General features: G+C 72.7%; 21 protein-coding genes and 1 pseudogene. 12 read left to right on the forward strand and 10 right to left on the reverse strand.

Features of this window, described 5'->3' with window-relative positions; all coding sequences use genetic code 11:
- Nucleotides 1-134 precede the first annotated feature (134 nt).
- Entirely contained in the window at nt 135-1,184 is a 1,050-nt protein-coding gene (locus ACWDR7_RS07335) for a hypothetical protein (protein WP_449854270.1), read from the forward strand.
- A 92-nt stretch (nt 1,185-1,276) separates the two neighbouring features.
- Here the strand turns inward: ACWDR7_RS07335 and ffh are convergent, their stop codons facing one another.
- From ffh to ACWDR7_RS07350, 3 genes and pseudogenes are all read right to left on the reverse strand, one after another.
- Nucleotides 1,277-2,830 carry a signal recognition particle protein gene (gene ffh, locus ACWDR7_RS07340; protein WP_449854271.1) on the reverse strand — a complete coding sequence of 518 codons (1,554 nt, stop codon included), beginning with the start codon at nt 2,828-2,830 and terminating at the stop codon, nt 1,277-1,279.
- A 13-nt stretch (nt 2,831-2,843) separates the two neighbouring features.
- Nucleotides 2,844-2,993, reverse strand: a complete 150-nt coding sequence (locus ACWDR7_RS07345) for a hypothetical protein (protein WP_449854330.1) — start codon at nt 2,991-2,993, stop codon at nt 2,844-2,846.
- Between the two features lie 152 nt (nt 2,994-3,145).
- Nucleotides 3,146-3,322: pseudogene (locus tag ACWDR7_RS07350) on the reverse strand (ATP-binding cassette domain-containing protein); the annotation flags it as partial.
- Here ACWDR7_RS07350 and ACWDR7_RS07355 point away from each other — a divergent pair.
- On the forward strand, nt 3,301-3,969 hold the full coding sequence (locus ACWDR7_RS07355) for a metal ABC transporter solute-binding protein, Zn/Mn family (protein WP_449854272.1): 669 nt from the start codon (nt 3,301-3,303) through the stop codon (nt 3,967-3,969). The pseudogene ACWDR7_RS07350 and the gene ACWDR7_RS07355 sit on opposite strands and share 22 nt — an antisense overlap.
- Before the next feature lie 23 nt (nt 3,970-3,992).
- Nucleotides 3,993-5,177 carry a zinc metallochaperone AztD gene (gene aztD / locus ACWDR7_RS07360; protein WP_449854273.1) on the forward strand — a complete coding sequence of 395 codons (1,185 nt, stop codon included), beginning with the start codon at nt 3,993-3,995 and terminating at the stop codon, nt 5,175-5,177.
- Nucleotides 5,178-5,637: 460 nt separating this feature from the next.
- Here aztD and ACWDR7_RS07365 read toward each other — a convergent pair whose 3' ends face one another.
- The gene (locus ACWDR7_RS07365) at nt 5,638-6,003 is read right to left on the reverse strand and encodes a hypothetical protein (RefSeq protein WP_449854274.1); all 366 of its coding nucleotides are present in this window, start codon (nt 6,001-6,003) and stop codon (nt 5,638-5,640) included.
- A gap of 209 nt (nt 6,004-6,212) precedes the next feature.
- On the opposite strand from ACWDR7_RS07365, the gene ACWDR7_RS07370 reads away from it, so the two are divergent.
- On the forward strand, nt 6,213-6,764 hold the full coding sequence (locus tag ACWDR7_RS07370; protein WP_449854275.1) for a hypothetical protein: 552 nt from the start codon (nt 6,213-6,215) through the stop codon (nt 6,762-6,764).
- A 32-nt stretch (nt 6,765-6,796) separates the two neighbouring features.
- A complete protein-coding gene (locus ACWDR7_RS07375; protein WP_449854276.1) occupies nt 6,797-6,931 on the forward strand; it encodes a hypothetical protein in 135 nt (44 codons plus the stop codon).
- An 87-nt stretch (nt 6,932-7,018) separates the two neighbouring features.
- Here the strand turns inward: ACWDR7_RS07375 and ACWDR7_RS07380 are convergent, their stop codons facing one another.
- Complete coding sequence (locus ACWDR7_RS07380; RefSeq protein WP_449854277.1) at nt 7,019-7,576, reverse strand: TetR/AcrR family transcriptional regulator; 558 nt, start codon at nt 7,574-7,576, stop codon at nt 7,019-7,021.
- Nucleotides 7,577-7,659: 83 nt separating this feature from the next.
- Here ACWDR7_RS07380 and lipB point away from each other — a divergent pair, with 83 nt between their 5' ends.
- From lipB to ACWDR7_RS07410, 6 genes are all read left to right on the forward strand, one after another.
- Nucleotides 7,660-8,304 carry a lipoyl(octanoyl) transferase LipB gene (lipB, locus tag ACWDR7_RS07385; RefSeq protein ID WP_449854278.1) on the forward strand — a complete coding sequence of 215 codons (645 nt, stop codon included), beginning with the start codon at nt 7,660-7,662 and terminating at the stop codon, nt 8,302-8,304.
- Nucleotides 8,301-9,317, forward strand: a complete 1,017-nt coding sequence (lipA, locus tag ACWDR7_RS07390; protein ID WP_449854279.1) for a lipoyl synthase — start codon at nt 8,301-8,303, stop codon at nt 9,315-9,317. Before lipB ends, lipA begins: the two co-directional genes overlap by 4 nt.
- 99 nt (nt 9,318-9,416) lie before the next feature.
- Nucleotides 9,417-11,042, forward strand: coding sequence for an ABC transporter substrate-binding protein (locus ACWDR7_RS07395; protein ID WP_449854280.1), 1,626 nt, complete (start codon nt 9,417-9,419; stop codon nt 11,040-11,042).
- A complete protein-coding gene (locus ACWDR7_RS07400) occupies nt 11,039-12,043 on the forward strand; it encodes an ABC transporter permease (protein ID WP_449854281.1) in 1,005 nt (334 codons plus the stop codon). Before ACWDR7_RS07395 ends, ACWDR7_RS07400 begins: the two co-directional genes overlap by 4 nt.
- A gap of 8 nt (nt 12,044-12,051) precedes the next feature.
- A complete protein-coding gene (locus ACWDR7_RS07405; RefSeq protein WP_449854282.1) occupies nt 12,052-12,867 on the forward strand; it encodes an ABC transporter permease in 816 nt (271 codons plus the stop codon).
- Nucleotides 12,864-14,390 (forward strand): ABC transporter ATP-binding protein, encoded by a 1,527-nt coding sequence (locus tag ACWDR7_RS07410; RefSeq protein ID WP_449854283.1) that lies wholly within the window; start codon nt 12,864-12,866, stop codon nt 14,388-14,390. Before ACWDR7_RS07405 ends, ACWDR7_RS07410 begins: the two co-directional genes overlap by 4 nt.
- Before the next feature lie 19 nt (nt 14,391-14,409).
- Here ACWDR7_RS07410 and ACWDR7_RS07415 read toward each other — a convergent pair whose 3' ends face one another.
- The 3 genes from ACWDR7_RS07415 to glgC all read right to left on the reverse strand — a co-directional run bounded on the left by ACWDR7_RS07415 (nt 14,410) and on the right by glgC (nt 17,113).
- Entirely contained in the window at nt 14,410-14,910 is a 501-nt protein-coding gene (locus tag ACWDR7_RS07415) for a DUF2004 domain-containing protein (protein ID WP_449854284.1), read from the reverse strand.
- Between the two features lie 63 nt (nt 14,911-14,973).
- A complete protein-coding gene (ftsY, locus tag ACWDR7_RS07420) occupies nt 14,974-15,843 on the reverse strand; it encodes a signal recognition particle-docking protein FtsY (RefSeq protein ID WP_449854285.1) in 870 nt (289 codons plus the stop codon).
- Between the two features lie 22 nt (nt 15,844-15,865).
- Complete coding sequence (gene glgC / locus ACWDR7_RS07425) at nt 15,866-17,113, reverse strand: glucose-1-phosphate adenylyltransferase (protein ID WP_449854286.1); 1,248 nt, start codon at nt 17,111-17,113, stop codon at nt 15,866-15,868.
- Between the two features lie 130 nt (nt 17,114-17,243).
- On the opposite strand from glgC, the gene glgA reads away from it, so the two are divergent.
- A complete protein-coding gene (gene glgA, locus ACWDR7_RS07430) occupies nt 17,244-18,452 on the forward strand; it encodes a glycogen synthase (RefSeq protein WP_449854287.1) in 1,209 nt (402 codons plus the stop codon).
- Between the two features lies 1 nt (nt 18,453).
- Here glgA and ACWDR7_RS07435 read toward each other — a convergent pair whose 3' ends face one another.
- The gene (locus tag ACWDR7_RS07435; protein WP_449854288.1) at nt 18,454-19,398 is read right to left on the reverse strand and encodes a diacylglycerol/lipid kinase family protein; all 945 of its coding nucleotides are present in this window, start codon (nt 19,396-19,398) and stop codon (nt 18,454-18,456) included.
- Nucleotides 19,399-19,447: 49 nt separating this feature from the next.
- A complete protein-coding gene (locus tag ACWDR7_RS07440) occupies nt 19,448-20,599 on the reverse strand; it encodes a class I SAM-dependent methyltransferase (RefSeq protein ID WP_449854289.1) in 1,152 nt (383 codons plus the stop codon).
- Between the last annotated feature and the right edge of the window lies 1 nt (nt 20,600).

A 20,600-nucleotide genomic window follows, 5' to 3' on the forward strand; every position in this document is an offset into this window, starting at 1 on the left:
CCTGCTCACATCGCCAGGGAACACGAATCGCTACGCGGACCTTCTTACGTGAGGCACACGCTGCCGCTCCCGGACCTTTTACGCGAGTCAAGTCGGCCGCTGGCGTTCACCCACCCGCCCGGTACGCTCGTCGCATGCGGGCGGAGGCGATCATGGCGGGACCGCGCGGCCGGCGCCTCTGCTTTGAGCTGCTCCGCACCGGCGAGCCGGACGCGGTCTCGATCGGGCTGTTCCACCTCGCGCGGGAGCACAGCGGAGCGACGCTCTCGTGGGGGTTCTTCCGCCCGGGCGCGGCCGACCCGCCGCCGCCGGAACCGGCCGAGCTCGCGCGGCTCGTGCTCGCCCGCGATCCGCGCGGCATCGCCGACGCCGCCGTCACGGCGGCCCTCGTTCGCGCGGTCGACGCCGCGCGCTACTGGCAGGAGCCCGACGGCGAGGACGCCGTCGCGACCCTCCCCGAGCTGCGCGACGCGCTGACGGCCGTGGCGCGACGGGTGGCGGACCTGCCCGCGACCGGCTGGTGGTCGGCCGGGCTGCGTCCGCAGCAGTGGGCGATCGATCGCGGCGATGCCGCGGTGCCCGATCCGCGCGACGCGCGCGCCGCTCTGGAGGCGTGGCGGGCGGCGGTGGCAAAGGGCGAGGCATGGGCGGAACGCGAGTCCCCGCGGGATGTCTCCGCGCCGTGGAGTAACACGTGGTGGTCGACGCCCTCCGGCGTTCTCGCCACGACGGGCGAGATGCGCGACGGCACGCCCGCCGGGGTGCGGCTCGTCGAGGACAGCCTGGGCTGGCGCGAGGTGCGCGCGATCCCCGTGCGAGGCGCCGGCCGCGTGCTCGAGATCCGGGGCATCGACGACTGGGCCGAGCTGTGCCGGCGCCACCCGCTGGAGGTCACCGCCTCGCGGCGCCACGACTGGTACCAGGCGACCGGGCGCGACGGGCGGTGGGTCATCCCCGACTGGTCGCTCGTCGCCCGCGACTGGGACGCCGTGCATCTGCCCGTCGAGGGCTACCTCGCCTGCGCGGGCCGCGCGATCCGGGTGGACGACGAGCACTCGAGCGTGATCGCGGGGTGGTCGCCCGACACGACGTACTGGCTGACCGACGCGGCGCGCGTCACGGGCGATCCGGTCACGTGGCGGGAGGATCGCCGCGACGGCACCTGGCGGCGAGCCGGGGCCTGAGCGCGGCCAGGCCGGTTGCGGTGGTCGCTTCATCTCCGCGGCCTGCGGCCGCTCCGTTCAGCAACCGATGAGGTTCACCCGGCCTGCGGAAGTCAGCGGCCGCCGAGGAGCTTCTGGATCTCCGCGAGGTCGGCCTCGGTCGGCTGCGCCCCCGCGGCACCCAGGCCGAAGCCCGAGCCCGTGGGCTGCTGGGCGGGCAGACCGGCGTTCTCGGCGGCGCGCTTGGCGGGGTTGCCCGAGCGCGAGCCGCCCTTCTTCTTCGCCTGCTTGCCGCGCTTGGCCGAGGCGCCCGGCCGGCCCATGCCGGGCATGGCGCCCATGCCGGGGATGCTCGGCGTGCCGCCGCGCGCGACGGTCTTCATCATCTTGGCGGCCTGCTCGAAGCGGTTCACGAGCTGGTTCACGTCGGTCACCGTCACGCCCGATCCGCGCGCGATGCGGGAGCGGCGCGATCCGTTCAGGATCTTCGTGTTGCGGCGCTCGGCGGGCGTCATCGAGCGGATGATCGCCTCGGTGCGGTCGATCTCGCTCTCGTCGAAGTCCTCGAGCTGCTGCTTCATCTGCCCCATGCCCGGGAGCATCCCGAGCATCTTCTTCATGGAGCCCATCTTCTTGAGCTGCTGCATCTGCTCGAGGAAGTCCTCGAGCGTGAAGGCCTCCTTCGCGAGCTTCTCGGCGACCTTCTGCGCCTCCTCCTCGTCGAAGGCCTGCTGGGCCTGCTCGATGAGGGTGAGGATGTCGCCGAGGTCGAGGATGCGGCTCGCCATGCGGTCGGGGTGGAACGCCTCGACGTCGTCGAGGCCCTCGCCCGTGGACGCGAAGATGATGGGCCGGCCCGTGACGGAGGCGACCGACAGCGCGGCACCGCCGCGCGCGTCGCCGTCGAGCTTCGACAGCACGACGCCGGTGAAGTCCACGCCCTCCTGGAAGGCGCGCGCCGTGTTCACGGCGTCCTGTCCGATCATCGCGTCGATGACGAACAGCACCTCGTCCGGATCGGTGGCCTTGCGGATGTCGGCGGCCTGCTTCATGAGCTCGGCGTCGACGCCCAGGCGGCCGGCGGTGTCGATGATGACGGTGTCGTGCAGCTTCTGCTTGGCGAACTCGACGCCGTCGCGCGCGACGCGCACCGGGTCGCCCACGCCGTTGCCCGGCTCGGGCGCGTAGATCGCGGCGCCGGCGCGCTCGGCGACCACCTGCAGCTGGTTCACGGCGTTGGGGCGCTGCAGGTCGGCCGCGACGAGCAGCGGCGTGTGGCCGTCCTTCTCGAGCATCTTCGCGAGCTTGCCCGCGAAGGTCGTCTTGCCGGAACCCTGCAGGCCCGCGAGCATGATGACCGTCGGCGGCGTCTTGGCGAACTCGAGCCGGCGCTGCTGGCCGCCGAGGATCGCCACGAGCTCCTCGTTGACGATCTGCACGACCTGCTGCGCGGGATTCAGCGCGCGGTTCACCTCGTCGCCGAGGGCACGCTCGCGCACCTTCGCCGTGAAGGCCTTGACGACCTCGAGGGCGACGTCGGCGTCGAGCAGCGCGCGCCGGATCTCGCGGACGGTGCCGTCGACGTCCGCCGCCGACAGCTTGCCCTTCGTGCGGAGATTGCGGAACGTCTCGGTCAGACGCGAGGAGAGATCGCCGAATGCAGCCATGGTGCGTACGAGTTTACGCGAGGGCCGCCGGCACGCTCTCCCGCACGATCATCCCGCCGTCGAGCCGGATGACGCGGTCGGCCGCGGCGATCGCGTCGTCGTCATGCGTGACGCACAGCACCGCCGCTCCCCTGGCCGCCTCCTCGGCCAGCGCGGCCCGCACGCGGTCGCGGCTGGCGGCGTCGAGGCCCGCGGCGGGCTCGTCGAGGATGAGGATGTCGGCGGTCGCTGCACGACGAGGGCGAGCGATCCGCCCCGCTCGATGGCACCCGCGCGCGGCCGCTTCACCCCCGCCAGCAGCTCCACGAGCGTCGACTTGCCCGACCCGTTCGCCCCGCACAGCGCCGTGACCGCGCCGCGCGGCAGCTCGAGCGAGACGGTGTGGACCACGTCGGCGCCGTCGTAGGCGAAGCAGACATCCCGCGCCCACAGCAGCGGGGCGGAGGTGCGGCGGATCGGATCGGGGTGCGTTGCGTTGTCGGACACGCCCATCACAGGGCCTGCAGCAGCACCTCGACCGCGCGGCGGACGAGGGCGTGACGAGCTTCGTGGCCGGCGAGCACGTGGACGTGCTCGCGTACGCGAGCGCCGACGCGGGCGGCGCGGACGATCCGCACTTCTGGACGGATCCGGCCCAGATGATCGCGGTCGTCGACGCGCTCGCGCCCGAGCTCGCGGCCCTCGACGGCGTCGACGACGCCGCGCTCGAGGCCGACGTCGCCGCCTACCGCGCGGAGCTCGTCGCGCTCGACGACGAGATGACGGCGGCCTTCGCCGCGATCCCGGCCGAGCGCCGGCAGCTCGTCACGAACCACCACGTCTTCGGCTACCTCGCCGAGCGCTTCGGCTTCGAGATCGTCGGCGCCGTGATCCCGGGCGGCAGCACCCTCGCCGCGCCCAGCGCGAGCGATCTGCTCGGCCTCACCGACGCGATCCGCGCCGCGGGCGTCTCGACGATCTTCGCGGAGTCGTCGCAGCCGGATCGGCTCATGCAGGTGCTCGCCGAGGAGGCCGGCATCGACGTGCAGGTGACCGAGCTGTTCACCGAGTCGCTCACCGCCGAGGGCGAGGGCGCCGACACCTACCTGTCCATGATGCGCACCAACAGCGAACGCATCGCAGAGGGCCTCTCCCGATGAGGGGCCGAACGAAGGGAAACACGATGAGACGACGACACCAGAGGATGCTCGCCACGGCGACCGCCCTGAGCGCCGCCGGCCTGCTGCTGGCCGGCTGCGCGACCTCCCCGCGATCCGACGCCGAGGCGCCGGAGGGCCCCGCCGCCGAGGGCCGCCTGGCGGTGGCCTACGAGAACGGTCTCGCGGTGCTCGACCCCGAGACGCTCGAGATCGTGGACGAGTTCGAGACCGAGGAGTTCACGCGCCTGAACGCCGCCGGCGACGCGCGCCACGTGCTCGTGACGACCTCGGCGGGCTTCCAGGTGCTCGACACCGCGGCGCCGGAGCTCACCGACCTCGTCTTCGAGGCCGACACGGCCGGGCACGTGGTGCGCCACGGCGGCAAGACGGTGCTCTACGCCGACGGCACGAGCGAGACGACGATCTTCGAGACCGACGCCCTCGCGGCCGCGGACGGCGAGCTGCCCGAGACGCAGACGCACCGGGCCGACGCGGCGCACCACGGCGTGTCGATCGTGCTCGAGGACGGCACGCTGCTCACGACCGTCGGTAACGCCGACGGCCGCACGGGTGCCATGGCGCTCGAGCCGCACGAGGACCACTGGCACGAGCTGACCGTCTCGGACCAGTGCCCCGGCATCCACGGCGAGGGCACGGCCCAGGACGAGGCGGTCGTGTTCGGCTGCGAGAACGGCGCGCTGCTGTTCAAGGACGGCGAGTTCATCAAGCTGCAGGCGCCCGCCGAGTACGGCCGCATGGGCAACGCGTACGTCTCCGAGACGAGCCCGCTCGTCGTGGGCGACTACAAGGACGACCCCGACGCCGAGGGCTACCTGCTGCACGCCGTGACGCTCATCGACACGGCCGCCGAGACCTACGAGGTCGTCGAGCTGCCGATCGAGTTCACCTACCGCGACGTCGCGCGCGGCCCCGAGGACCTCGCGTACATCATCGCCACCGACGGATCGATCCACGTGCTCGACCCGGCCAGGGGCGATCTGGTCGACGAGTTCCCCGTGATCGAGGCGTGGGAGGGCCCCGCCGAGTGGCAGGATCCGCACCCCGCGATCGTCGTGAACGGCGACATCGCCTTCGTGAGCGAGCCCGCGGCGAACACGCTGCACGCCGTCGACCTCACAACGGGCGAGATCGTCGCCTCGGTCGAGCTCGACGAGGCGCCCAACGAGATGGCGGTCGCCCTGGGCTGATCGCTCACCGCTGTGCCGTGCCCCGGGTGGAAAACCGCCCGGGGCACGGTCGTGTCCCGGGGCAGGGTCGTGTCCGGGCGCGGCGCGTCAGCCGCGCACGGCCTCCAGCGCCTCCCGCACCACCGCCGACAGCGGGCGGGCGCCGGGGCCGATGCGGGCCCAGTGCCGGATCGCCGCCACGACGGCCGCGCCGACGCGAAACGGGTCGAGGATGACGGCGTTGACGACGCACCTCTCTACCTCGTCGTGACGCCAGCGACCCTCGCTGGCCTCCGGGGCGAGCCCTCCTCGACACCACCGACAGCGTGCGCGGCTACGACAAACCCACGCAACGCGTCGCCGGCGTCGCCGACAACGAACCAATCACCAACCGCGTCGTTATCAGGGGTGCCGCCGAGGCCGCACGCGGCTTGACGAACGGGACCGCTGGGCCGAGGCTCGAGCCGTCAAGGTCGGAGCCCTACTGCTTCGGCTCCGCGAGGCCCGCGTTGCGAAAAGCAACCGCACGCCTCGCCCCTCGTGACCGGTCCGGCAACGAACCGGTGATGGCGCTCCGAAGGAGAAAGTCGGAGAACGTCGTCGTTCCGGCGGCAAGCTCGTGCGCCACCGATGTAGTCACTCCGAGCGTCGCCGCTAGCTCGTCAGTGGTCGCTCCCCGCGCACAGGCATCCGCAATGCGCTCATCCACATCCTCCGCGGACGCCAGGGCGACTTCGAGCGCATCAAATGCTTGGTTGCGCCCGCTCAGGAGCCCGTCGAGCGGGCTATCGGGAGAAACGTTCACTTGCACCTCCGAACTGGACGCCTCGATGATAAAGCGGCTCATCGCAGCTGTTCGCGCCACTGACGCGCGATTCCCACATGAGAAGGGCAGGTCCCGCAGTGCGCAAGCTTAGAAGGATCACGACGGCTGTTTTCGCCGCGGTTCTACTCATCGGAAGTCCAGCGGTGGCGAACGCGGCGGACGGGAAGGAACCCGCGGACCCGGCACCTACGGTTCATTCGTCGTCGGAACCCCGAGTCCTCGGCGGAAACGTGATCGAGGACGGCCCTACCGCAAGTGCACCGCCGATCGATGCCGAAGAGCTGGCCCGGCAGGGAATCACGGGCGAGGTCGTATCGGTGGAGCAAGACGTCAAGGGCGCGACGTTCTACTTCTACGAGGACGGAGACTACGTCTTCATGCTTCCGGATGAGTTGCCGAACGAAGACGGCGACCTGGTCCGCACAGCCTGGTCTGCAGGAACATACTGCACCGGCCACTTCGTTCAAATCGCGAAGCTGAACGGCCAGCTCTACTGGGGCGGTCAGAACTACTGCAGCGGCACGAACAACGTCTACCAGCATGATCTTCGCATCGTGCTGCGCGACGGATGCACCGGTCCGTTCTGCTTCCAGGAGGAGACTGGCTCGGCTCGGGCGCCCGGGGCGGCGTATGAGATGGTCAAGACGGTCTCTCAGTTCCACACGTGTGTGAATTCGAATCAGCGTCGGTACGACATGATCGCTTACCCGATGGTCCGAAGCGTGCAATTTGGTCCGATCGTTGACTCCGAGAACTTCATCGTGGCCTGCGACTGGATCTAAGGCACTGGCAGGATCCGCACCCCGCGATCGTCGTGAACGGCGACATCGCCTACATCAGCGAGCCGGCGGCGAACACGCTGCACGCCGTCGACCTCACCACGGGCGAGATCGTCGCCTCGGTCGAGCTCGACGAGGCGCCCAACGAGATGGCGGTCGCCCTGGGCTGATCGCTCACCGCTGTGCCGTGCCCCGGGTGGAAAACCGCCCGGGGCACGGTCGTGTCCCGGGGCAGGGTCGTGTCCGGGCGCGGCGCGTCAGCCGCGCACGGCCTCCAGCGCCTCCCGCACCACCGCCGACAGCGGGCGGGCGCCGGGGCCGATGCGCGCCCAGTGCCGGATCGCCGCCACGACGGCCGCGCCGTGGGCCGCGCCCGCGACCTCTGCGGCGAGCTCGCCCGTGCCGCGGCGTCGCAGCGCCTCGGCCACGAGACCGCCGATCCGAACGAGCCGCAGCGCCGACTCGCGCTCGAGCTCGGCCTCGATCCCCATGGCGGCGGCGTTCGCGTGCGCGAGCGCGAGCGCGTCGGGCGCGAAGCCGTCGGCCATGGTGGCCACCGCCGCGGCCGGGTCCTCGCCGGCCCCGAGCGCCGCGGCGAGCGCGTCGATCCGCTCGTCCAGCCCCGCCCACAGCAGCGAGGACTTCGACGGGGCGTAGTTGAAGAAGCTCGAGCGGGCGATGCCGGCCCGGCGCGCGATGTCGGCCACGGAGGTGTCGTCGAAGCCCTGCTCGAGGAACAGCTCGCACGCGGCCTCGGCGAGCATCTCGCGCGAGATCGCCTTCGGCCTGCCTGGCCTGCCCGCCGCGCTCTGCATCGCACCAGTGTAGGCTCGTGCGTATTATTGGACGCGGTCTAGGAATAGGACCGGGACGACGTCCGACCGAACGGGGAGGCTCGATGTTCGACGTGCTCGAACCGGGGTTCGCGCCGGACGTCGTCCCCTATCTCGACGGCTGGGAGCTGCAGCGCCGCATCCACGCCGAGGTGCGGGACGGCCGCCGCCCCGAGACGCTCATCCTCCTCGAGCACGGGGCGGTCTACACCGCCGGCTCGCGCACGCAGCCCGAGGACCGGCCGCGTGACGCCGACACCCCGGTGATCGACGTGGATCGCGGCGGCCGGATCACGTGGCACGGCCCCGGCCAGCTCGTCGGCTACCCGATCATGCGAGTGGCGGATCGCGGCGATGCCGTCGCGTGCGTCCGCGCGATCGAGGACATGCTCATCGAGGTGCTGCGCGACTACGGCGTCGAGGGCACCCGGATCGACGGGCGAAGCGGCGTGTGGATCGAGCGCGGGTCGGGGCCGGCCGCGAAGATCGCCGCCATCGGCATGCGCGTGCAGCAGGGCGTGACCATGCACGGCTTCGCCCTCAACTGCGACAACCCGCTCGCGCCGTTCGAGCGCATCGTGCCGTGCGGGCTGAGCGACGCCCACACGACCACCATGGCGCTCGAGACCGGGCGCGACCTGTCTCCCCGCGGCGTCAAGGACGCCGTCGCGGGGGCCTTCCGCCGCACCTTCGAGAGGATCCCCGCGTGACCGCCTGCTCCCCCGCCGCCCCCGCCCAGACCGCGCCGAACGGGCGCAAGCTGCTGCGCCTGGAGGTGCGCAACGCGGCCACCCCCATCGAGAAGAAGCCGGAGTGGATCAAGACCCGCGTGCGCCAGGGGCCGGAGTACCGGCAGCTGCACGAGCTCGTGAAGGGCGAGGACCTGCACACCGTGTGCCAGGAGGCCGGGTGCCCCAACATCTACGAGTGCTGGGAGGACCGCGAGGCCACCTTCCTCATCGGCGGCTCGCAGTGCACGCGCCGCTGCGACTTCTGCCAGATCGACACCGGCAAGCCCGCCGACTACGACACGGACGAGCCGCGGCGCGTGGCCGAGTCGGTGCGCCGCATGGGCCTGCGCTACGCCACCGTCACGAGCGTGGCCCGCGACGACCTGCCCGATGAGGGCGCCTGGCTCAACGCCGAGACGGTGCGACGCATCCACGCGCTCAACCCGAACACGGGCGTGGAGCTGCTCGCCAACGACATGTCGGGCAAGCCGGAGCACCTCGGCCAGGTCTTCGACGCGCGCCCCGAGGTGTTCGCGCACAACGTCGAGACGGTGCCGCGCGTGTTCAAGCGCATCCGCCCCGCCTTCACGTACGAGCGCTCGCTCGGCGTGCTCACGCAGGCGCACGAGGCCGGGCTCATCACGAAGTCGAACCTCATCCTCGGCATGGGCGAGGAGCCGGAGGAGGTCGTGCAGGCGCTCCACGACCTGCACGACGCGGGCTGCGACATCATCACCCTCACGCAGTACCTGCGCCCCTCGCCCCGCCACCTGCCGGTGCAGCGCTGGGTCAAGCCCGACGAGTTCGTCGAGCTCAAGGCGGTTGCGGAGCAGATCGGCTTCCTCGGCGTGCTCGCCGGCCCGCTCGTGCGCTCCTCGTACCGCGCGGGGCGCCTGTGGGCGCAGTCCATGCGCGAGAAGGGGCGCGAGATCCCCGCGCACCTGCGCCACCTCGTCGACGGGGCGCCCGCGGAGTTCGCGCAGGCCGTCTGATCCGGGCCGCACCGGCGGAGCCCGCGCGTCCGCCGCGCGCTACGCTGGATCCTTGCGATCCATTGTTGGACGCGATCCATCTTTCACCCGAAGGACGTCATGAACCGTCGTGCCCTGCCCGCGCTCGCCGCGGGAATGCTCGCCCTGCTGCTGGCCGGCTGCACCGGGGGCGCGTCCCCCGACGACAGCGCCGAGCCGATCGAGGGCGGCACGCTCGTCTACGCGACCGGCGACGCGGAGCCCACCTGCCTCGACCCGCACGTCGGCGGCAACTACCCGCAGGCGCTGCTGGCGACCCAGTTCCTCGAGCCCCTCGTGGGCCGCGACGCCGACGGCGAGATCGTGCCGTGGCTCGCCACCGACTGGACCACGTCCGAGGACGGCCTGACGTGGGACCTCACGCTGCGCGACGACGTGACCTTCACCGACGGCACCCCGTTCGACGCCGAGGCCGTGAAGGCCAACATCGAGCACCTGCAGGACCCGGACACGGGATCGTCCACCGGCTGGCTCGCGGTGCAGCAGATCGACGCGGTCGAGGTGGTCGACCCCACCCACGTGCGCTTCCGCCTCTCCACGCCCAAGTCGGCGCTGCTCGAGGTGCTGAGCCAGCACTGGGCGGCCATGCAGTCGCCGGCCGGCATCGCGCGCGGGCAGGAGGAGAACTGCCTCGCCCCCGTGGGCACCGGTCCCTTCGTCGTCGAGAGCTGGACGCCCCAGGACCGCGTCGTGCTCACCCGCAACGACGACTACGTGCCGACGAACCCCCAGGGGCACGACGGCCCGGCGTACGTGGAGCGCGTCGAGTGGCGCTTCATCCCCGACGCCGCCACGCGTCAGGCCGCGCTCGCCTCGGGCGAGGTGCAGGTGATCGACAACCCGCTGCCCAGCGACATCGCGGCGGCCGAGGGCCAGGGCATCGCGCACATCGACGCGCCGCGCCCCGCGGCGTCCAACCGCATCGAGCTGAACTCCAGCCAGCCGCCGTTCGACGACCCGCTGGTGCGCGAGGCGTTCGTGCGCGCCGCCGACCCGAACCCGGGCATCGAGTCGCTGTTCCACGGCACCGCCGCGCGCTCGTACTCGGTGCTCTCGAGCGTCGAGCCGATGGGCGTGTCGGATGAGGAGACGTTCGCGACCGACGCCGACCGCGCCGCGGAGCTGCTGGATGAGGCGGGCTGGACCGACGCGGACGGCGACGGCGTGCGCGAGAAGGACGGCACGCCCCTGACCGTGCGCTTCCCCGTCTCGACGAACCAGTCCACGGCCGCCGAGCAGTCGCTGTTCGAGCAGATCCAGGCGAACACCGCCGCCGTCGGCTTCGACGTGCAGCTGGAGCCCGTCGACCTGTCCAGCTGGTACGGCGCGCTCGCCGCGCACGAGTACGAGGCCGTCTCGGCGCCGTACACCACGGTGGGTCCCGACGTGCTGCGCATCCTGTACCACTCCGAGGGCACGGTGCCGGCGCCGTCCGGGTACTTCGCGAACCACGCGATGCTGCAGGATCCCGAGCTCGACGCGCTGCTCGAGGCCGCCCTGGCGACCACGGACGACGCCGAGCGCGCCGAGCTGTACGCCGACGCGCAGCGGATCATCCTCGACAGCCACACGGTGCTGCCGCTGTACGACCAGCAGAACCACTTCCTCACGAAGGGCGTCGCGGGCGTCGAGCCGCTGCACACCATCTCGACGCCGCTGCTGCTGAACGCCCAGCTGCTCGGATGAGCCGGGCGCGGGCGCTCCCCGCGCTGCGGTGGATCGCGGGGCGGATCGGCGGCGCGCTGCTGGTCGTCTGGCTCGTCGCGACCATCGTGTTCTTCGCGCTGCGCTCGTCGGGCGATCCGCTCGAGGCGATCCTCGGCGGGCCCGGCTCGCAGGCCGGCCCGGACGCGGTGGCCGCCGCGCGCGAGCAGTACGGCCTCGACCAGCCGCTCGTCGTGCAGTACCTCGTGCAGCTGTGGCGGATCGCCACCCTGCAGCTGGGCGACTCGTACGCGCGGCGGCAGCCGGTGGGCGAGCTGATCGGCGAGCAGCTGCCCGGCACGCTGCTGCTCGCCGCGCTCGCGCTCGTGCTGGCGTGGGCGCTCGCCGTCGCCGGCGCGATCCTCACCACCGCGGTGCGCGGGCGCCTTGCGCGCGTCACCGACGCGGTGCTGCGGGGCGTCGAGATCGTCGCGACCGTGATGCCCGGGTTCTGGCTCGGCGCCGTGCTCATCCTCGTGTTCGCGTCGTCGCTCGGCCTGCTGCCGGCCACGAGCCAGGGCGCGGATCCGGCGGGCCTCGTGCTGCCGGTCGTCACGCTGGCCGTGCCGATCGCCGGCTTCCTCGCGCAGGTCTCGCGCGACGCCCTGCTCGAGGCCGACGCCGCGCCCTTCGCCGTCACGGCCCGGGCGCGCGGCGCGGGCGAGCCGCGCGTGCTGCTGCGCCACACCTTGCGGCACGCGTCCCTTCCCGCCCTCGCACTGTCGGGCTGGGCGTTCGGCAACCTGCTCTCGGGCGCCGTGGTCGTCGAGGTGCTCTTCGCGCGGCCCGGACTGGGCCGCTTGCTGCAGGACGCGGCACTCGCCCGCGACGTCCCCCTCGTCATCGGCGCCGTCACGGTCGTCGCGCTGCTGTACGTGGCGGTCGTCGTCGTCACCGACGTCGTGGAGCTCTTCGTCGATCCGCGGCTGCGCGGGCCGCGGCCCGCCGCGCTGCGCGCCCCCGATGTGGCGGTGGGATCGTGACCGCGATCGTGAGCCGTCTCCCCGGGCTGCGGCGGCTGGGCGCGCCCGGCGCGATCGCGCTCGCATGCCTCGTCCTCCTCCTCGTCGCCGTCGCGTGGCCGGCGCTCGTCGCGCCGGGAGACCCGCTCGCCATCGCGCCGGCCGAGGCCTTCCAGGCGCCCTCGGCGGCGCATCCGTTCGGCACCGACGAGTCGGGGCGCGACATCCTCACCCGCATCGTGCACGGCGCCGGCGCCTCGGCGGGGATCGGCCTGGCCGCGAGCGCGCTGGGCATCGGTCTGGGGCTCGTCATCGGCTTCGCGGCGGGGCTCGGCCCCGCCTGGCTCGACGCCGCCCTCGGCCGCGCCGTCGAGGTGCTCTTCGCCCTGCCCACCCTCGTCATGGCGCTGCTCCTCGTGGCGATCCTCGGGCCGGGCACGGGCAGCTCGATCCTCGCGATCGGGCTCGCGACGGCGCCCGGCTACGCGCGCATCCTGCGCTCGCGCGTGCGCGGCGTGGCGCGCAGCGACTACGTCGGCTACGCCCGTCTCGAGGGCACGGGCCCGCTCACCCTCTTCGCCCGGCACATCGCGCCCAACACGCTGTGGCCGCTCGTGTCCACCGCGACGCTCGGCATCGGGCAGGCCATCGTCTGGGTCTCGGCGCTGAGCTTCCTCGGGCTCGGCTCGCCGCCGCCCTCGCCCGAGTGGGGCGCCATGCTCAACGCCGGGCGCGTGTACATCTCGACGGGATGGTGGATGACCGTGTTCCCCGGCCTCGCGATCGTCGCGACCGCGACGGTGCTCACCGTGCTGGGCCGCCGGCTGGGAGCGTCCGAGTCATGAGCGCCGTCGACGTCCGCTTCCTCTCCGTCGATCTGCCCGGCGCGGGCCGGGTGCTGCACGACGTGTCGCTGGCGGTCGCGCCCGGCGAGTGCCTCGCGATCGTCGGAGAGTCCGGCGCCGGCAAGTCGGTGCTCGCGCGCACCCTGCTGGGCCTCACCCACGACGACGCGGGCGTCCATGTGCGTGCCGACGTGCTCGAGGTCGCCGGCCGCGACCTGACGCGCCTCGGCCGCCGCGGGCGGCGCGCGATGCGCGGCCGCGACGTGGCGCTCGTGCTGCAGGACGCGCTGCAGTCCCTCGATCCGCTGCGCACGATCGAGGCCGAGGTCGGCGAGGCGCTCGCGGTGCGGCGCGTGCGCCGCGCCGAGCGGCGCCGGCGCGTGGTCGCGGCGATGGCGGCCGCGGGCCTGCCCGACGCCGAGGCGCTCCTGCGCCGGCGCTCCGGGGAGCTGTCGGGCGGCATGCGCCAGCGCGCCCTCATCGCCTCGGCCGTCGTCGGCGGGGCGCGGGTGCTCGTGGCCGACGAGCCCACCACGGCGCTCGATGCCACCACCGCCGTGCGCGTGCTCGACCGTCTCGGACGGCTGCGCGACGAGGGCGCGGCGCTCGTGCTCGTCAGTCACGACCTGCGCGCGGTCGCGCGCGTCGCCGACCGGATCTCGGTGCTCGATGCGGGGCGCGTCGTCGAGGACGGCGCCGCGTCGGCGGTGCTCGAGGATCCGCGCCACGAGGTCACGCGCGCCCTCCTGGCCGCGGTCCCCACCGGCCCCAAGCCCGCCGACGTCCCCCGGTTGCTGAACGGAGGTCGCGAGGCGACCGGAGATGAAGCGACCACCGCCACCCCGCGCCGCCCACTCCTCGCGGCGTCCGGCGTCACCAAGCGCTATCGCGATGTCGTGGCCGTCGACGGCGTCGACCTCGAGCTGCGCGCCGGCAAGGTGGTCGGCGTCGTCGGCGAGTCGGGCTCGGGCAAGTCCACCCTGGCGCGCCTGCTCATCGGGGCCGAGCGCCCCGACTCCGGCGGCGTCGAGCGCACCGCGCGGTGCATCCGGCTCGTGCCGCAGGATCCGCTGGGATCCTTCGATCCCCGCCACACGGTGGAGCGGATCCTGCGCCACGCGCGGCGCGGCGACGCGCCCGAGCCGCGCGAGCTGCTGAACCGCGTCGGCCTGCCGGCCGCGGTGCTGCGCCGGCGGCCCGCGACGCTCTCGGGCGGGCAGCGGCAGCGGGTCGCGATCGCCCGGGCGCTGGCCGCGCGGCCCGACGTGCTCGTGTGCGACGAGCCGGTGTCGGCCCTCGACGTGACGACGCAGGCGGGCATCCTCGATCTGCTGCTGCGCCTGCAGCGCGACGAGGGCCTCGCGATGGTGTTCATCTCGCACGATCTCGCCGTCGTGCGGCGCGTGAGCGACCGCGTCGCCGTGATGCGCGACGGGCGCGTCGTCGAGTCGGGCCCGACCGAGGCGGTCTACGCCGCGCCGTCCGATCCGTTCACGGCCGAGCTCATCGCCGCGGGGTCGTGACGGGCTGACACTCGCGCGCTCAGTCGGCGCTCGTGACCGACTGGATCTCGCCGTCGCCCGACAGGTTCACCAGCAGCACGTCGTCGGCGGCGTCGGGGTCGAGGGCGTACTCCATGACGGCGAACGGGTCGTCGCCGCCGTGCTCGTCGGCGAGGATCGTCACGCTCGTCAGGTTCATCGACCGGATGATGTCGACGGCCGCGTCGCCGGAGACGTCGACGAGGAAGTCCTCGAGCTCGTCGCCGAGCTGCTCCTGCTGCATCAGGATGTACTCGGTCACCTCGCTGGCGCGGTTGTCGACCTCGCCGAGCATCGCGATCCGCGCCCTGCGGTCCATCTCCTCGAGGCTCGAGACGATCGCCGCGGCCGCGTCCAGCGCGTCCTGCGTCACCTCGTCCTGATCCGGGGCGGTCAGATCCACCGTCACCCGCATGTCCCCCAGGTCGACGCTCTCGGACCAGAAGATCGAGCCGTCGGGGCCCGTCTCCAGCAGTCCGAAGAAGTCGTGTTCGATCGCCATGGCGCTATACAACCAGCATCGCCGCGGCGGGGCCAGACGCCGAGCCGCCCGGGCGCGCCGCGCTCAGGAGACCAGCTGCTCGACGAACACGTGCGGCGTGAATCCGGTGAGGTCGCCGATCCCCTCGCCCTGGCCCAGCAGCTTCACGGGGATGCCCGTGCGCTCCTGCACCGACAGCACGAAACCGCCCTTCGCGGAGCCGTCGAGCTTGGTGATCACCAGTCCCGTCACGCCGGCGTGCTCGAGGAACGCCTCGGCCTGCTTCACGCCGTTCTGACCCGTGGTGGCGTCGAGCACGAGCAGCACCTCACTGATGGGCGCCTGCTTCTCGATGACGCGGCGGATCTTCGTCAGCTCGTCCATGAGGCCGCCCTTGGTGTGCAGGCGCCCCGCCGTGTCGACGAGCACGATCTCGGTGCCGGTCTCCTTGGCGTACGTGATCGTCTGGAACGCCACCGACGCGGGATCCTGGCCCTCCTGCTGGGGACGCACGATCGCCGCTCCCCCGCGCTCGGCCCACGTGGCCAGCTGGTCGACGGCCGCGGCCCGGAACGTGTCGGCCGCGCCCACGACGATCGAGCGGCCGTACCGCCGCAGGAAGTTCGCGAACTTGCCGATCGTCGTCGTCTTGCCCACCCCGTTCACGCCGACCACGAGCACGACGGCGGGGCGCTCGGTGAGCTTGAGCGTCGTGTCGAAGCGCGCGAAGCGCTCCTCGAGCGACTCCCGCAGCATGCGCTGCAGGTCGGCGGGGTCGGTCGTGCCGTAGCGCGCGACCTTCTCGCGCAGGTCGTCGATCACCTGCTCGGCGATGTCCGGCCCGAAGTCGGCCGTGATCAGCGCGGTCTCCAGGTCGTCCCACGTGTCGTCGTCGATCCTCGGCTTGACGAACATGCCGCGCAGGGCACGCCCCAGAGACCACCGTTCTGCCATGGGTCCCAGCCTAGTTCGGCCGTCACTCACGCGTGACGTGCGCGTCCTTGCCCACCACCGTGATGCCCGTCTCCGTCACGGTGAAGCCGCGTGCGAGGTCCGCCGCCGGGTCGACCCCGATCGTCGCGCCCGCGTCGACGACGACGTTCTTGTCGAGGATCGCGCGGCGCACGGTGGCGCCGGCGGCCACGCGGGCGTGGTCGAACACGATGGAGTCGGTCAGCAGTGCCCCGGACTCGACCATCGTGTGGGTGCCGACCACGCTGCGCTCGATGTGGGCGCCGGAGATCACCGATCCGAGCGAGACGATCGAGTCGATCACGGTGCTGAGGGTGCCGCGGGCGTCACGCGTGAACTTGGCGGGCGGCATGTTGTCCTGGCGGCTGAAGATCGGCCACTCGTCGTTGTACAGGTTGAAGATCGGCAGCACCGAGATGAGGTCCTGGTGCGCCTCGAAGTACGACTCGATCGTGCCGACGTCACGCCAGTAGTAGCGGTCGCGCGGGGTGCTGCCCGGCACCTCGTTGTCCTTCATGTCGTACACCGCGGCGGTGCCGCGCTCCACGAAGTAGGGCACGATGTCGCCACCCATGTCGTGCTTCGAGCTCTCGTTCTCGCCGTCGGCCAGCACGGCCTCGACGAGCGCGTCGGTCGTGAAGACGTAGTTGCCCATCGAGGCGAGCACCTCGTTCGGCGAGTCGGCCAGCCCCTGCGGCTTCTGCGGCTTCTCGAGGAACTCGCGGATCATGCCCGGCCGGTCCGCCTCGGTCTCGATCACGCCGAACTGGTTGGCGAGCGAGATCGGCTGGCGGATCGCCGCGACGGTGCACTCGGCGCCGGAGTCGATGTGCGCCTCGATCATCTGCTCGAAGTCCATGCGGTACACGTGGTCGGCGCCGACCACCGCGATGTAGTCGGGCCGCTCGTCGCGCACGAGGTTGAGGTTCTGCAGGATCGCGTCGGCCGACCCCAGGTACCAGCGCTTGCCGAGGCGCTGCTGCGCCGGGATCGACGTGACGTAGGAGTTCAGCAGCCCGCTCAGCCGCCACAGCTTCGAGATGTGGCGGTCGAGGCTGTGCGATTTGTACTGCGTGAGCACGACGATCTGGCGCAGCCCCGAGTTGATGAGGTTCGACAGCGCGAAGTCGATGAGCCGGTAGTGGCCTCCGAAGGGCACGGCGGGCTTGGCCCGATCGAGCGTGAGCGGCATGAGCCGCTTCCCCTCGCCGCCCGCGAGGACGATCCCGAGCACCTTCTTCGTCGCCGCCATGGGTGTGCCGCCCCTTCGTCGCGCTCCTGCCCCGACCCTAGTGGCGCGCCGCCCGGAACGGGAGGGGTTGATATTCCGTTTCCGTCCCGCACTCCTCCCGCCGCCGCGCCCGCCGCAGTACGTTGTTCGCATGCGCATCGATCTGCTCAGCCGGGAGTATCCGCCCGAGGTCTACGGCGGCGCCGGCGTGCACGTTGCGGAACTGGCGAGGGCCCTGCGCGCCCGCGAAGGGGTCGGGGGCGCTCCGCTCGACGTCGTCGTGCGCTGCTTCGGCGCGCCGCGCGACGAGCCAGGCACCTTCTCGTACGCCGTGCCCGAGGGCCTCGCCGGGGCGAACGGCGCGCTGCAGGCCATGGGCACCGACCTCGAGATCGCACGCGACGCGGCGGGCGCCGACCTCGTGCACTCGCACACCTGGTACGCGAACTTCGCCGGGCACGTCGCGAAGATGCTCCACGGCATCCCGCACATCGCCACGGCCCACAGCCTCGAGCCGCTGCGCCCGTGGAAGGCCGAGCAGCTCGGCGGCGGCTACCGCCTGTCGAGCTGGATCGAGCGCGACGCGCTGACGGCGGCCGATGCGGTGGTCGCAGTGAGCGAGGGCATGCGACGCGACCTGCTGCGCGTCTATCCGCAGCTCGACCCGGAGCGCGTGCGCGTGATCCACAACGGCATCGACCTGGACGGCTGGCGCCGCGTGGACGACGCCGACACGGTGCGCGCGCTGGGCGCCGATCCGGATCGTCCTTCGATCGTCTTCGTGGGGCGCATCACGCGCCAGAAGGGCCTGCCGTACCTGCTGCGCGCGGCCCGCCTGCTGCCTCCCGAGGTGCAGCTCGTGCTGTGCGCGGGCGCGCCGGACACCGCCGAGATCATGGCGGAGGTCGAGGGGCTCGTGGCCGAGCTGCGGGCGGAGCGCGACGGCATCGTGTGGATCGACCGACATCTGCCGCGGCACGAGCTGTGCGCGCTGCTCTCGGCCGCGACGACCTTCGTGTGCCCCTCGGTGTACGAGCCCCTCGGCATCGTCAACCTGGAGGCCATGGCGTGCGGCGCCCCCGTCGTCGGCACGGGCACCGGGGGCATCCCCGAGGTCGTCGCCGACGGCGTCACGGGGGCGATCGTCCCGATCGATCAGCTCGACGACGGCACGGGCACGCCGACCGATCCGGATCGCTTCGTGGCGGATCTCGCCGCCGCGCTGACCGAGATGGTGTCGGATCCGGATCGCGCGCGCGAGCTCGGCGCGGCGGGGCGCCGGCGGGCCGAGCGGGAGTTCTCGTGGTCGTCGATCGCCGACCGCACGGCCGCGCTCTACGCCGAGGTCCGGCGGGGCTGATTCAGCGCACGCGCAGGGCCGCGGGCTGCACCTCGAACTCGAGCCGCGTGACCGACCCGACGATGTCGCCGTCGATCTCGAACTCGCGGGGCTCGTCCAGCTCCACGGTCAGCGCGCGCACGCGGTGGTGGGAGGTCGAGGCGCTGCTCTGCGCGGCGGCGTCGTCGCCGGGCAGCAGGCGCTTGAGCCCGTTGTCCCACAGCATGTTGCGCATGGTGTCGAGCCAGCCGCCGACGCCGTCCGCGTCGAGCACGAGCACGTCGAGCTCTCCGTCGCGCGGGTCGGCGTCGGGCAGCAGCGTGATGCCGCCCTGCACCGTGCCGCAGTTGCCGACGAGCAGCGTGTGCGCGGTCGCGTCGACCGGGTCGGCGCCGTTCTCCGAGACCCGGAGGCCGATCACCTCGCTGGCCGAGACGGCACGGCCGAGCGACTCGACGTAGGCGAGCCAGCCCACGCGGTCCTTCAGGTCGTCGTCGGTCTCGGTGATCATGTGCGCGTCCACGCCGAAGCCGGCCATGACGGCGAACGCGTGCCGCTGCCGCTCGCCGTCGGCGTCGAAGCTCACCCAGCCCAGGTCGATCGGGGCGGCCTCGCCGTCCAGCGCCCGCGCGAACGCGGCGGGCAGGTCGTTGATGGGCACGTCGAGGTTGCGCGCCAGGAGGTTCCCGGTGCCCAGCGGCGCGATCGCGAGCTCCACGCCCTCCGCGGCCGCCACGGCCTCCGCGACCACGCGCACCGTGCCGTCGCCGCCCGCCGCCACGACGAGATCCGCGCCGGCCGCGATCACCGCATCCGCCGCGCCGCGGCCCGGGTCGTCCTCGGAGGTCTCCACCCACGTCACGCGGGGCTCGTCGGAGGCGCCGGAGAGCGCCTCCTCGAGTGCCGTCGTGAGCTCGTCCTTCGTGGTCTTGCTGGGGTTCCACACGATCCCGATGTGCTGGGCCATGAGCGGCTCCTCCCGTCTCGCACGTGGCACGAAGCCTACCGATCCGCCCTCAGGGGCGCACCGACGCCGTCACGGTGAACTTGGCGTTGCGCCCGGCCTGCCGTGTCGGCCCGACGATCCGCTCGAGCTGCGGCCGGCAGCCCAGGTGCGAGTTCCACACGCACCACAGCTGCCCGCCGGGGCGCAGCACGCGCGCCGCCTCGGCGAACAGGCGGGGCGCGAGCTGCGCCGTCACCGCGGCGTCGGAGTGGAACGGCGGGTTCAGCAGCACGAGGTCGGCGCTCGCGTCGGGGCAAGAGGCGAGGCCGTCGTCGCGGCGCACCGCCACCCGGTCGCCGACACCGTTCGCGTCGGCCGTGGCGCGGGCCGACGCGACCGCCGCGGCCGATCGATCGGTCGCCAGCACGCGGGCGCCCGGGCGCGCCAGGGCGTACGAGGCGGCGAGCACGCCCGTGCCGCACCCCAGATCGATCGCGTCCCGCGCGTCGGGCATATCGGGCAGGAAGCCGAGCAGGAAGCGCGTGCCGATGTCGATCGACGTGCCCGCGAACGCGGCGCCGTGCGCGCACACGACGAGCGGCGGATCGTCGTGTCGCTCGGCGCGGGGCCACGCCGGCCCGGCCGCGCCGCGCGGACCCGATGCCCGCAGCACGCGCGACTTCCCGACCCCGCGGTCGGCGGCGACCGAGCCGAAGTGCCGCGCGAGCACGTCGTTCATGGCGTGGCTCATGTGCTTCACCCGCCCGACGGCGACGAGCCGGACCTCCGCGTCGGCATGCGCCGCGACAAGACCGGCGATCTCGTCGAGCGCGTCGAGGGAGCGCGGCAGCTGCAGCAGCACGGTGCGGGCGCCGCGCACGAGCTCCGGGCCGAGGTCGTGCCATGTCACACCGGGCACCGCGATGTCCTCCGGGTCGTCGGCGGGCGAGGCCAGGCCGGCGTCGACGGCGTTCAGGCGCGCGGCCCGCTCGCCCGTGAGCGCGTCCTGATGCGCGCGTACCGTCGTCCCCGTGGCGGCCAGCGACAGGGCGATCGCCCCGTGGCGGTCGCCGATCACCACGGCGTCGCTTCCGCGCAGGTCCCCCGCCGCCGCGAGGAGGAGCCGATCGCTCGCGTCGGCGGCGACGAGATCGTGCGCCTCGAGATCGGGCCGGCGGCGCAGCCGCGCGGCGTGCGCGTCGAGCCACTCGACGGCGTTCACG

This window comes from Microbacterium sp. NPDC003461 (assembly GCF_053588335.1).

Coding starts and splice junctions, on each gene's coding strand:
- ACWDR7_RS07335 (WP_449854270.1), top strand. CDS start 135: ATGCGGGCGGAGGCGATCATGGCGGGACCGCGCGGCCGGCGCCTCTGC.
- ffh (WP_449854271.1), bottom strand. CDS start 2,830: ATGGCTGCATTCGGCGATCTCTCCTCGCGTCTGACCGAGACGTTCCGC.
- aztD (WP_449854273.1), top strand. CDS start 3,993: ATGAGACGACGACACCAGAGGATGCTCGCCACGGCGACCGCCCTGAGC.
- ACWDR7_RS07365 (WP_449854274.1), bottom strand. CDS start 6,003: ATGAGCCGCTTTATCATCGAGGCGTCCAGTTCGGAGGTGCAAGTGAAC.
- ACWDR7_RS07380 (WP_449854277.1), bottom strand. CDS start 7,576: ATGCAGAGCGCGGCGGGCAGGCCAGGCAGGCCGAAGGCGATCTCGCGC.
- lipB (WP_449854278.1), top strand. CDS start 7,660: ATGTTCGACGTGCTCGAACCGGGGTTCGCGCCGGACGTCGTCCCCTAT.
- ACWDR7_RS07395 (WP_449854280.1), top strand. CDS start 9,417: ATGAACCGTCGTGCCCTGCCCGCGCTCGCCGCGGGAATGCTCGCCCTG.
- ACWDR7_RS07400 (WP_449854281.1), top strand. CDS start 11,039: ATGAGCCGGGCGCGGGCGCTCCCCGCGCTGCGGTGGATCGCGGGGCGG.
- ACWDR7_RS07410 (WP_449854283.1), top strand. CDS start 12,864: ATGAGCGCCGTCGACGTCCGCTTCCTCTCCGTCGATCTGCCCGGCGCG.
- ACWDR7_RS07415 (WP_449854284.1), bottom strand. CDS start 14,910: ATGGCGATCGAACACGACTTCTTCGGACTGCTGGAGACGGGCCCCGAC.
- ftsY (WP_449854285.1), bottom strand. CDS start 15,843: ATGGCAGAACGGTGGTCTCTGGGGCGTGCCCTGCGCGGCATGTTCGTC.
- glgC (WP_449854286.1), bottom strand. CDS start 17,113: ATGGCGGCGACGAAGAAGGTGCTCGGGATCGTCCTCGCGGGCGGCGAG.
- glgA (WP_449854287.1), top strand. CDS start 17,244: ATGCGCATCGATCTGCTCAGCCGGGAGTATCCGCCCGAGGTCTACGGC.
- ACWDR7_RS07435 (WP_449854288.1), bottom strand. CDS start 19,398: ATGGCCCAGCACATCGGGATCGTGTGGAACCCCAGCAAGACCACGAAG.